This window comes from Acidaminococcus sp. HCP3S3_G9_1 (assembly GCF_052122455.1).
In the GTDB taxonomy this organism is placed as follows: Bacteria; Bacillota; Negativicutes; order Acidaminococcales; family Acidaminococcaceae; genus Acidaminococcus.
In genome coordinates this window covers 1-11,240 of sequence record NZ_JBQKCH010000024.1, presented here as the reverse complement: position 1 = coordinate 11,240, position 11,240 = coordinate 1, and the positions used below count along the sequence as shown (strand labels likewise).

Below are 11,240 nucleotides of genomic sequence, written 5' to 3'. Positions count from 1 at the left end.
TTCGTGGTGGTTGAGGTGAAATGTAGCTTAGATATGTCTTTATTTTATCGTAAGACAAGGGGTCTTGTGAACAGGAGTGTCCACAAGACCCCAACATTTATTATAGAACCTTTTTTTATCCTTAATTAAACTTCAGCACCGCTCCCTGTGCTGCGGAGGACACCAGGGAAGCGTACCGGGCCAGGTAGCCCTTCTTCACCTTGGGTTCCGGGCACACCCAGTTTTCCTTCCGCTTGGCCAGCTCTTCGTCGCTGACCCGCACGTTCAGGGTCCGGTTGGGGATATCGATGTCGATGATGTCCCCTTCTTCGATCAGGGCGATATTGCCCCCTTCCCGGGCTTCCGGGGAGATGTGGCCGATGCAGGCCCCCTGGGTGGCTCCGGAGAACCGGCCGTCAGTGAGGAGCGCCACGGATTTCCCCAGGCCCATGCCGGTGATCACGGCGGTGGGGTTCAGCATTTCCCGCATCCCCGGGCCGCCCTTGGGCCCTTCGTAGCGGATCACCACCACATCACCCGGGTTGATCTTCTTGCCCACAATGGCTTCGATGGCTTCGTCTTCGGAGTTGAACACCCGGGCGGGACCGGAATGTTTCAGCATTTCCGGAGCCACGGCGCTTTCCTTCACCACAGAGCAGTCCTGGGCGATGTTCCCTTTCAGCACGGCGATGCCCCCGGTTTTCCGGATGGGGTCCTTCACCGTGTGGATCACTTCCGGACGGAGAATCTTGGCGCCCTTGATGTTCTGGCCTACGGTCTTGCCGGTGACGGTGAGGCAGTCCTTTTCAATGAGTCCGTGCTTGGCCAGTTCGTTCATCACTGCCCGGATGCCCCCGGCTTCTTCCACATCCACCATGTGGAAGGTGCCACCTGGGCTTAGCTTGGTCAGGTAGGGGGTCTTCTTGCTGATTTCGTCGAATTCTTCCAGGGTCAGGTCCACCCCGGCTTCATGGGCAATGGCCGGCAGGTGGAGGCAGGTATTGGTGGAGCCCCCCATGGCCATGTCTACGGTAATGGCGTTCTTGAAGGCATTGGCGGTCATGATGTCCCGGGGCCGGATGTTCTTGGCCAGCATTTCCATTACCTGTTTCCCGGCCTGTTTGGCCAAGGCGATCCGGGCACCCTGGTAGGCGGCAGGGATGGTGCCGTTGCCCGGCAGGCCCATGCCCAGCACTTCCGTCAGGGAGTTCATGGTGTTGGCGGTAAAGAGCCCGGCACAGGAGCCGCAGCCCGGGCAGGCGCAGTGTTCGATGGCAGACAGTTCCTGTTTGCTGATTTTCCCGGCTTCAAACCGGCCGGCGGCTTCGAACACGGTGCTGACGCTGATGTCCTTCCCCTGGTACCGGCCCGGGAGCATGGGGCCCCCGCTGACCACCACCGTAGGGATGTTCAGCCGGGCAGCGGCCATGAGCATCCCGGGAACGATCTTGTCGCAGTTGGGGATCAGCACCAGGGCGTCAAAGGCATGGCCGTTGGCCACCGCTTCGATGCTGTCCGCCACCAGCTCCCGGCTGGCCAGCGGGTATTTCATCCCGTCATGGCCCATGGCGATCCCGTCGCAGATACCGATGGCAGGGAATTCAATGGGGGTGCCGCCGTTTTCCAGCACACCATATTTAACGGCCTTGGCTATCCGGTCCAGATCCATATGGCCGGGAATGATTTCATTCTGGGCATTGCAGATGCCGATGAGCGGCTTTTTCAATTCATCTTCCGTATATCCCATGGCATAGAACAGAGAGCGGTGGGCCGCCCGGGTGGAACCTTTTTTCACTGTTGTACTTCTCATAGTATTCCTCTTTTCCCTCATGTACTGGCGTTTCCGCCGCAATATAACCAATACTGTAACACGATGGGAAAAGAGTGTCAACGAAAAGCAGAATCAGTCCTTTTTGACGTGGACAGTTGTACAAGGTTTTACATATAGGGTGGTCTGGCCCGTGTAGATCACGAATCCGGGCTTGGCTCCGGAGGGCTTTTTCACCAGCCGTTTCTCCGCATAATCCACCGGCACCCGGTCGGCGTTCCGTCCCTTGCTGTACCCGGCAGCCAGCTGGGCGGCGGCCAGGATGTCCTCTTCCCGGGGCTGGGGCAGGGTGGTCTTTAAGATCACATGGGACCCGGGGATGTTCTTGGCATGGAACCACAGGTCGCTGCCCCGGCCCAGCTTGAAGGTCACATAATCGTTCTGCCGGTTGTTCTTTCCAATATAAAGGAAGGTGTCCGGGGTGAGCTGGACCTTCAGGGGGGTGGACCGGCTCTGGGAAGGCTGTTTCTTCCGGGGCTGGGGCAAAAGGCCCAGGGAGATGATCTCCTGTTTGATCTCCCCGATCTCCCCTTTGGTGGAGGCGGTTTCCAGGGACACTTCCAGGCTCTGGAGGTATTCCAGCAGATCGTTGGCCTCTTTCTGCTGCTGCTGGATCTCTCCCACCGCCCGTTTGAACTTGTTGTACCGTTTGTAGTAGGCCTGGGCGTTTTCCATGGGGGTCAGTTCCGGAGCCAGGGCGATCTTCAGCTTCTTTCCGTCGTAGAGACTGTCCAGTTCACAGGAAGTCTGGCCCTTTTTCAGGGACCAGCCGTAGGCCATCAGGGTGTCCGCCATGATCTTCTGGGTTTCGGCGTTTTCCGCTTTGGCCAGGTCCTGGGCCAGGTATTTCAGCTTCTTTTCCGTCTTGGCTTCCTGGCTGGCCACCACCTTGGTGAGCAGGTCCTTTTCCGGAATCTGGACCGGCACCAGGGAAGCGCTGTAGGCCTGGGCCGCCAGCAGGGAGGGGAACACCTTCCGGGTCCATTCCGGATGGGTCTGGGGCTCATAGGGCACCAGGTTCTTCATCCGGTTCCGGCTGTCGATCTGGGCCACCACGGTCGGGTCCGTGCCTTCCAGACGCTGACGGATCTCCTGCTGGATGGCTCCGATGGCCTGTTCCACCTTTTGGGCCCCTTCCAGGTCCATAAGATTCACCGGTCCCGTAAAGCCGCTGCGCAGTTCCACTTCCTGGGCGGTGTATTTCCCGATCCCCTGGGTGGCGGCAATGAGCCCCTGGACCAGACTCACATCCCCCTGGGCCACAGCAGCCTCCCGGATGGCGTGAGGGTCCGCCTGGAGAAAATCCAGGCCTTCCTGGGCAGGGGGCAGGGTGTAGGGCAGGTTGGGAAGGATCTGCCGGACCCGGCTCTGGGCTTTTGTTACATGCCGGAGAGCGTCCAGGATGATTCCCTTTTCGTCGGTGAAGATGATGTTGCTGTTCTTCCCGGTAAGTTCCAGGATCAGGTGTTTGGTGATGATCTTCCGTTCCGCCCCGATGAGATCCACATCCAATGTGAGGATCCGGTCCAGGCCCTTTTGGGTCACCCGGGCGATCCGGCCTTCCTCCAGGTGCTTCCGCAGCAGCATGCAGAAGCTGGGGGGCAGGTCCGGCCGCTCCGGCAGGGTCTCCGGCAGGGTGATGAGAGGGGAGGCCCCGTTCATGTCGATCAAAAGATTCACCGTACGGTTCAGCCGGTTCACCTGCAGCAGCAGGGATTCACGGCTGGGCATGAAGATCTTGAAAATTTTTCCGCCGCTTAAAGCTCCTGTCAGTTCCCGGGTCAGGAGCTGCAGGGCAATACCTTCCAGATTCATGGTTTCCTCCAATATTTGCAGTGTTTCGTTAAATTCGTTATAATATATTGATTAGTATAAACCGTATTGGACTTTTCGGTCAAACCATAGAGGAGAGGATACCATGAAAAAAATCGGAACTCTGACAGCGGCCCTGCTGCTGCTCACCCAGCCCGCCTTCGCCATGCTTCCCCTGACGCCCACCACCATCCAGGCCGCCCAGGTCTACGGCGTGGAACGGAAGGGGGCGTCCCTGGGAGAGCTGCTGGCTCCCTGGACTGTCTACGACCGGAAGCAGATGAATCCCTACGGCCTCCGGGAACGGGTGGTGGTCTATACCCCCTTCCTGACGGCGGCGGTGGATGCCCGGCAGACCGCAGCGGACGGGGGCACCCCCAGTGTGCCCCAGGGCATGAAGGTGGCCAAACAGTATGACGGAGTGCTGGCCCTGGGTCTCAACCTGAGCACCAGTGTGAAACTGGAGCCCAGGAACCTGAAACTGCGGATGTACCAGGGCCAGAATGTGCTGGAACCCTATGCCTGCAACCTGAACAATGCCTCCCAGCGGGACATGCAGATCCTCAACAAGCAATCCGGGGAACTGGAGGACAACAATGTGTGGGATCTCCAGTACTTCGTCTATTTCGACCTGTCCAAGGTGGACCCCAACCGGACCATGGTGCTGGCGGCCACCGATGAATACGCCGGTACCCGGGAATTTGTGCTGAAGCTGCCCAATATGAACTAAGGGGGAAGGGACATGGTACAGAGCATGACCGGCTACGGCCGGGGCGCCTGGGAAGAAAAGGACTTTTCCTTCCAGATCGAGATCAAGACCGTGAACCACCGGTATGCGGAGCTGGCCCTCCGGCTGCCCCGGTTCCTGAACCCGGTGGAAAACCGGATCCGGAAGCAGTTGCTGGGGAAAATCAGCCGGGGCCATGCCGATGTGTTCGTGACAGCGGTGTATACCGGGACGGAAGGCCGTCAGGTAAAAGTTGACAAAGGGCTGGCAAAGGCTTATCATGATAGTTTGAAAGAACTTGCGCACCTGCTGGGATCCACTGAAGAAGCTTCCCGGCAGGACCTGTTTTTCATAGCCGGCTGTGAGGATGTGCTGGTGCCGGAAGAAGGAACGGTGGATCTGGACCGGCTGTGGCCCGGGATGGAACAGGCCATCAGAGAAGCCCTGGACCGGCTGCTGGCCATGCGGAAGGCGGAAGGGGAACAACTGGCCGCCGACCTGGAAAAACGGATTGGCACCATCGAGACCCAGCTGGGGACCATCGAAACCCGGGCCCCGGAAACGGTGGCGGAATACCGGGAAAGAATCACCGGTCAGCTCCGGGACCTGCTCCAGGAAGCCGGGGCAGGGCCTCTGGACGAGGGACGGGTGATCCAGGAGGCGGCCCTTTACGCGGACCGGGTGAATGTGACGGAAGAAACCGTCCGGCTCCACAGCCATCTCCGGCAGTTCCGGCAGCTGCTCCAAAAGGAGGAACCGGTGGGACGGCGGATGGATTTCCTGGTCCAGGAAATGAACCGGGAAGCCAACACCATAGCCTCCAAGGCAGGGGATGCCCGGATCATCCAGACCATTGTGGATATGAAAAGCGAAATCGAGAAGGTAAGAGAACAGATCCAGAATATACAATAAGAGTAGGAGAGAAATCATCTATGGACATCAAAATGATCAACATCGGCTTTGGCAACATGGTATCCGGCCAGCGGGTCATCACCATCATCGGACCGGACAGCGCTCCCATCAAGCGGATTGTCCAGGACGGCCGTGACAAGGGTGTGGTCATCGACGCCACCTATGGCCGGCGGACCAGAGCCGTATTGATTATGGACAGCGGCCATATTGTACTGTCTGCCCTCCAGCCGGAAACCATCGCCAACCGGTTCGCCACTCCGGAAGAGGATGATGATACGGCTGCGGAAGAAAAGGAGGAACCCAATGAATAAACCTCAGGGAATTCTGCTGGTACTCAGCGGCCCCAGCGGCGCCGGCAAAGGCACCATCTGCGCCCGGCTCCGGGAAAAACGGGACCAAATGGCCTACTCGGTGTCCTGCACCACCCGCCAGCCCCGGAACGGGGAAGTGGACGGGGTGAACTACTTCTTCAAGACCCGGGATGAGTTCGAAGAAATGATCAGAAACGGGGGCCTGCTGGAACATGCTTCCGTGTACGGCAACTACTACGGCACCCCCCGGCAGTATGTGCTAGACAAACTGGCGGAAGGGCTGGATGTAATCCTGGAAATCGACCCCCAGGGGGCCCTCCAGGTGAAGAAAAGCTATCCCGACGGAGTGTTCGTGTTCATTGTGCCGCCTTCCTTGGATGAACTGTCCAAGCGGATCTACAAACGGGGCACCGACGCGGTGGACGTGATCAAACGCCGGCTCAGCGCCGCCACCAGCGAACTGGCCTACGCTTCCAAGTATGACTACATCGTGGTCAACGACGAAGTGGAAAAGGCCACCGACAAAGTGAGCAAGATCATTGATGTGGAACACCTGCGGGTGGGCCGCACCTATTACATTGTTGACGAAATCTGCCATAACGGCACCTGTGACTGCGCAGAAAACGCGCAGGAGAAGTAAAGGAGAATGTAACTATGTCCATGATTGATCCTTCCATTGACTATCTGGCTGACAAAGTGGGCAGCAAATATGCCCTGGTGATTATGGCTTCCAAACGGGCCCGGCAGCTGGTAGACCATGCACCGGCCCTGGTGAAGTGCGATTCCAACAAGCCTGTTTCCATCGCTCTCCACGAAATCGGCGAAGGCCTGGTGACCATTGCCACCAAAGAAGACCTGAAGGAAATGAAGAAATAAAAGGAGGCCCCAGGTGCTGGAAGGCAAAAAGATTGCATTGGGGGTCACCGGGGGAATTGCCGCCTACAAGGCTGTGACCCTGGTGAGCCGGCTGGTCCAGGCGGGAGCCCAGGTACGGGTGATCATGACGGACGCCGCCACCCATCTGGTTTCGCCCCTTTTGTTCAAGGAAATCAGCGGGAACCCGGTGGCCACGGATCTGTGGGCCGGGAACGCGGAATTCAATGTGGAACACGTGGCCGTGGGCCGCTGGTGCGATGTGATGGTGGTGGCTCCGGCCACTGCCGACATGATCGGGAAAATGGCCAACGGTATTGCCGACGACCTTTTGTCCACCACTCTGATGGCCTGTGACAAACCCAAGATCATCTGCCCGGCCATGAACACCAATATGCTGAACAACCCGGCAGTGGTCCGGAACCTGGCCACCCTGCGCCAGGACGGGATCACCATCATGCCCAGCGCTGCCGGCCATCTGGCCTGCGGGGTGAACGGGTCCGGACGGCTGCCGGAACCGGAAGACATCAAAGCCTTCATTGACGGGTTCCTGGCCAGCCGGGAAGGGGATCTGCGGGGCCTCAAGGTGCTGGTCACCGCCGGAGGTACCCGGGAAGCCATCGACCCGGTCCGGTTCATCGGCAACCGGTCCAGCGGAAAGATGGGCTACGCCATTGCCCGGGACGCCGCCCGGAGAGGGGCGGAAGTGTTCCTGGTATCCGGTCCCACGGCTCTCCCGGCCCCCCGGAACGTGAAGTTCCAGAACGTGGAGACTACCCGGGAAATGATGGATGCGGTGCTGGGAGCCTATCCCCAGGTGGATGTGGTGATCATGGCCGCTGCCGTGGCTGATTACCGGCCCCATCATGCGGAAGAGCAGAAGATCAAGAAAAACGACGATACCCTTACCCTGGATCTGGACAAGAACCCGGATATCTTAAAGCAGCTGGGTCAGCAGAAGACCCATCAGTTCCTGGTGGGCTTTGCCGCCGAAACCCAGCATCTGCTGGAAAACGCCGCCGCCAAGGTCAGGAAGAAGAACCTGGACATGATCGTGGCCAACGACGTGACCATGAAAGGCGCCGGCTTCAGCACCGACACCAACGTGGTGAAGCTCCTGTTCCCCAGCGGAGAGATCCGCAGCCTGGAGCTTATGAGCAAGGAAGACGTGGGAAACCATATTTTGGATATTGTACGAGACTCAGTCGGCCATTGACAATTCACAATTCACAACTGAAAAGGGGCTGTTGCATTTGCAGCAGCCCCTTTTTGTGGTACCATAGAACCAAAAAGGGAGGTGCGGCCATGAAACTCTTGTTCCGTCAACGGATCTTTTCCTGGTTCGACAGCTATGACATCTACGACGAATACGGCAATACCGTCTATGTGGTGAAAGGCCAGCTGGCCTGGGGCCACTGTCTGAAGATCTGCGACCCCCAGGGCCACGAACTGGGCCTGGTGAAAGAAAAAATCATCACCCTGCTGCCCAAATTCGAACTGTATGAAGGCGGCCGGTACATCGGCAGGATCAGCAAGAAACTGTCCCTGTTTTCGCCTAAATTTTCCATCGATTTCAACGGCTGGACCGTGGAAGGGAACTTCCTGGAGTGGGATTACACCATCCGGGATGCCTGGGGAAACCGGGTGGCCACCATCGGCAAAGAACTGTTCCACCTGTCCGACACCTATGTAATGGACATCAACGACCCCGCTGACGCCCTCCACGTCCTTATGTTCGCCCTGGCCATGGACGCGGAAAAATGCAGCCGGGAGAAAAAGTAGGAAAAAGCAGTGAAGAGTGCAGAGTGAAGAGGGAAGAGCGGGACGGCACGGATCCGTAGAGGCCGCACAACCGGCGGCCCGCCAGAACCACGGATCCCTGACTCCAACGCCGTAGGGGCTAGCCGCAGGCAAGCCCATCCCGGCCGCCCAGAGGGCCTCCACAACGACCCACAATGAATCAATCCTTGCAAAGGAGCCACCTATGACAAACGAACCCAAAACCGAAAAACAACAGGCCGAGGAGGCCCGGTCCGCTTCCTTCCGGGCCGGGGCGGGTCTTTGGGCCGGCCAGTCCCTGGACCGGACCCTGGCGGCCCTGGAGGAGAAATTCCGGAAACCGCCCACCTACAACCGGAAACTCTACGAAGATCCCCAGGCTCTCCGGGCTGCCAAAAACCAGGCCTTCCAACAGGGGGACCCGAAGGATCCCTACACCGGCAACCTGCTGAAAATGCGGAAACAGGAGGCCAAAGCCCAGTACGGTGCTGACTGGCAGAAACATCTGGCGGAAGTGGACCATACCCAGTCCGTCCATAAGGTATTTCAGAAATACAAAGACAATCCCTGGATTACCAACGATGACATCAAGGAAGCGGTGAACCAGAAGGCCAACCTGCAGATTACCAACCGGAGCTTCAACAACGCAAAGCGGGACCGGAGCAACACCCAGATGGGCAACAACCAGGACTACCGCCGGGAAAAAGGGGTCCGTTTCACCAAGGGGGGAAAAAAGCAGGCACTGGAGGACGAAGCAAAAGCCCAAAAGGCCATTGACTGGACCCTGAAGAAAAAAGCATTGGGGCACATGGGAGACGCCTTTCTCCAGTCCGGGGCCCAGGCGGCTGAGGGAGCCGCCTTGATGACCGCCTGCCTGTCCGGGGCCGGCAATGTAGTTGCGGTGATTAAAGGGGAAAAGACCACGGAAGAAGCCCTCCGGGATCTGGTCCGGGATACCGCCGCTTCCGGGGGCACCGCTTTTGCCCTGGGAGGCAGCGTGACGGTGATAGCCCGTTCCCTGTCCAGTGCCAGTTCGCCCCTGGTCCAGAACCTGGTGAAGGCCGGCCTCCCCGGCAAGGTGGTGGCCGGGGTCATGGCCGTGGGAGGTACCCTGCTCCAGTACGGCCAGGGGAAAATCACCACCGCGGAATGCATCACCCAGCTGGGGAACACCGGCTGTGCTGCCGTATGGACCGGCTATGCCACAGCTGCCGGTCAGGCCCTGATCCCTATTCCCTTTGTGGGAGCCCTGGTGGGCAGCCTGGTGGGCGGCGCCCTGTACGGCACCTTTGCTGGTCAGTTCATGGCAGCCGCCGCCGAAGCCCGTGCGGCCCGGAAACGGTACGAAACCATCGCCCGGATCACCGCCGAAAACATCGCCCGGCTCCGGGAAGAACGGGCATCCTTCCAGGCCGCCTGTACCCGGCTGTTCCAGGAACGGGGCCGGGCCATCCAGGAAGGGTACGACCAGTTTGTGCTGGCCGACCTGGAGGGGGATTTCGACCAGATGGCCGCCGGCCTGAACCGGATCGCCGGGGCCTTTGGCCAGGATCTGGGAATCCATTCCCAGGAAGAGTTCGAAAACCTGATGGAAGACGATACCAAGGATTTTGTTCTGTAGAAAGGAGAAAACCATGATTCCATTGCTTTTAGGAGCTGCTGCCCTGGTGATCGGGGGCAAGGGAGTGAAGAAGACCGTTTCCGCCGTCAGCAAAATGAATGATGCCAAGGACATGGCCCATCGGTACGAACGGCGGTCCAAGCGGGCGGAAGAAAAACGGGAAAAAGCCCGGGAACAGGCCGGAACCGCCATCGGGCAGCTGGGGGAGACCAAAATGAATATCCTTACCGGTTCCCTGCAGACCTTTGTGAAGGAATTCCGGCGGATCAAGAACGTGGATTTCCGGAACAGCGTGGGCCTGGAAGAACTGAGGGACTTCCGGCCGGACAGCCCGGCCCTGAAGGAAATCGCCGCTGCTTCCCAGAAGGCCCTGGAATTTTCCACCGGCGCCGTGGAAGGGGGCCTGGCCGGAGGCGCCATGGCCCTGGGAGCCTACGGAGCCGTAGGAGCCCTGGCCACCGCCTCTACTGGTACTGCCATTGCCGGCCTTTCCGGGGCCGCCGCCACCAACGCCACCCTGGCCTGGCTGGGAGGAGGTTCCCTGGCTGCCGGCGGCCTGGGCATCGCCGGAGGCACGGCAGTGCTGGGCGGCATCGTGGCGGCACCGGCCCTGATGGTGGCCGGCATTTTCCTGGAAAACAAGGCCGACGAAGCCATGGACCAGGCCCGGGCCTACCGGGAAGAAGTCAGGGAATTCGAAGAACGGTGCGACAGCAATATCGCCCTCATGGACGCCATCCGGACCCGGGGGGACCAGATCCGCAGCCTTTTGGACACTCTGGAAGGCCATTTCGCCGCCAGCTTGGAACAGCTCCAGGCCGTGCTCCGGCACAGCGGAACCGACTGGAGAAAGTACACCCCGGAAGAAAAACAGCAGGTGGGGAAGGCGGCCCTTTTGGCCAAGGCCCTGAAAATTGTCCTGGATACCCCTCTCCTCCGGGAAGACGGGACCCTGACCCCGGAATCGGAAAAAATGCTGGCACAGGGCCTGGACCATGTTTCCCTGCAGTAAATGCGGCCAGTGCTGTAAAAAAGTGGGCCGCACCCCCCTGGCCAAAAACCTGGACCGGGGAGACGGGGTGTGCCGCCATTACGACGGAGCCACCCGCCTGTGCCGCATCTACCAGGAACGTCCCCTCCTGTGCCGGGTGGACGAGTACTACGACCGGTTCCTGAAGGACAAAATGCCCCGGGAAGAATGGTATCGGCTGAACCAGGAACAGTGCAGGAAGCTGCAGGATAAAAGTGCAGAGTGAAGAGTGCAGAGGGAAGAGGGAAGAGCGGGACGTAAACCGTACCCCTTGTCAAGGACAGTTTCTAAAAGTAGGACCCCTTGTTTTAGACAGTTCAACAATCCTGGTACCTTTAAAATGGACGTTTGGTAATTGTCTATCAGAA

Annotated in this window: 12 protein-coding genes; 10 read left to right on the top strand and 2 right to left on the bottom strand. The window is 59.1% G+C overall.

Annotation, left to right across the window (positions count from 1 at the left end; all coding sequences use genetic code 11):
* Positions 1-121: 121 nt before the first annotated feature.
* On the bottom strand, positions 122-1,789 hold the full coding sequence (gene ilvD / locus ACTQY1_RS11035) for a dihydroxy-acid dehydratase (protein WP_441374195.1): 1,668 nt from the start codon (positions 1,787-1,789) through the stop codon (positions 122-124).
* Between the two features lie 93 nt (positions 1,790-1,882).
* Positions 1,883-3,622: an Rqc2 family fibronectin-binding protein gene (locus ACTQY1_RS11030; protein ID WP_154487332.1), complete on the bottom strand. Its 1,740-nt coding sequence runs from the start codon at positions 3,620-3,622 to the stop codon at positions 1,883-1,885.
* Between the two features lie 103 nt (positions 3,623-3,725).
* Between ACTQY1_RS11030 and ACTQY1_RS11025 the strand changes: the two genes are divergently transcribed.
* The 10 genes from ACTQY1_RS11025 (at position 3,726) to ACTQY1_RS10980 (ending at position 11,098) form a co-directional block, all read left to right on the top strand.
* On the top strand, positions 3,726-4,349 hold the full coding sequence (locus tag ACTQY1_RS11025) for a hypothetical protein (RefSeq protein WP_022488182.1): 624 nt from the start codon (positions 3,726-3,728) through the stop codon (positions 4,347-4,349).
* Positions 4,350-4,361: 12 nt separating this feature from the next.
* A complete protein-coding gene (locus ACTQY1_RS11020; protein WP_441374194.1) occupies positions 4,362-5,258 on the top strand; it encodes a YicC/YloC family endoribonuclease in 897 nt (298 codons plus the stop codon).
* 20 nt (positions 5,259-5,278) lie between these two features.
* Positions 5,279-5,569, top strand: a complete 291-nt coding sequence (gene remA / locus ACTQY1_RS11015; protein ID WP_022488180.1) for an extracellular matrix/biofilm regulator RemA — start codon at positions 5,279-5,281, stop codon at positions 5,567-5,569.
* Positions 5,562-6,209 carry a guanylate kinase gene (gene gmk, locus ACTQY1_RS11010; protein ID WP_154487330.1) on the top strand — a complete coding sequence of 216 codons (648 nt, stop codon included), beginning with the start codon at positions 5,562-5,564 and terminating at the stop codon, positions 6,207-6,209. The genes remA and gmk overlap by 8 nt, the downstream gene beginning before the upstream one ends.
* Before the next feature lie 14 nt (positions 6,210-6,223).
* Positions 6,224-6,445 (top strand): DNA-directed RNA polymerase subunit omega, encoded by a 222-nt coding sequence (rpoZ, locus tag ACTQY1_RS11005; RefSeq protein ID WP_022488178.1) that lies wholly within the window; start codon positions 6,224-6,226, stop codon positions 6,443-6,445.
* Between the two features lie 13 nt (positions 6,446-6,458).
* Positions 6,459-7,658, top strand: coding sequence for a bifunctional phosphopantothenoylcysteine decarboxylase/phosphopantothenate--cysteine ligase CoaBC (coaBC, locus tag ACTQY1_RS11000; protein ID WP_288310608.1), 1,200 nt, complete (start codon positions 6,459-6,461; stop codon positions 7,656-7,658).
* An 89-nt stretch (positions 7,659-7,747) separates the two neighbouring features.
* Positions 7,748-8,224: an LURP-one-related/scramblase family protein gene (locus tag ACTQY1_RS10995; RefSeq protein ID WP_441374193.1), complete on the top strand. Its 477-nt coding sequence runs from the start codon at positions 7,748-7,750 to the stop codon at positions 8,222-8,224.
* A 202-nt stretch (positions 8,225-8,426) separates the two neighbouring features.
* Positions 8,427-9,842 (top strand): hypothetical protein, encoded by a 1,416-nt coding sequence (locus ACTQY1_RS10990; RefSeq protein WP_441374192.1) that lies wholly within the window; start codon positions 8,427-8,429, stop codon positions 9,840-9,842.
* 13 nt (positions 9,843-9,855) lie between these two features.
* Positions 9,856-10,854 (top strand): hypothetical protein, encoded by a 999-nt coding sequence (locus tag ACTQY1_RS10985; RefSeq protein ID WP_308664547.1) that lies wholly within the window; start codon positions 9,856-9,858, stop codon positions 10,852-10,854.
* Positions 10,838-11,098 carry a YkgJ family cysteine cluster protein gene (locus ACTQY1_RS10980; RefSeq protein ID WP_154487325.1) on the top strand — a complete coding sequence of 87 codons (261 nt, stop codon included), beginning with the start codon at positions 10,838-10,840 and terminating at the stop codon, positions 11,096-11,098. Before ACTQY1_RS10985 ends, ACTQY1_RS10980 begins: the two co-directional genes overlap by 17 nt.
* Positions 11,099-11,240 lie beyond the last annotated feature (142 nt).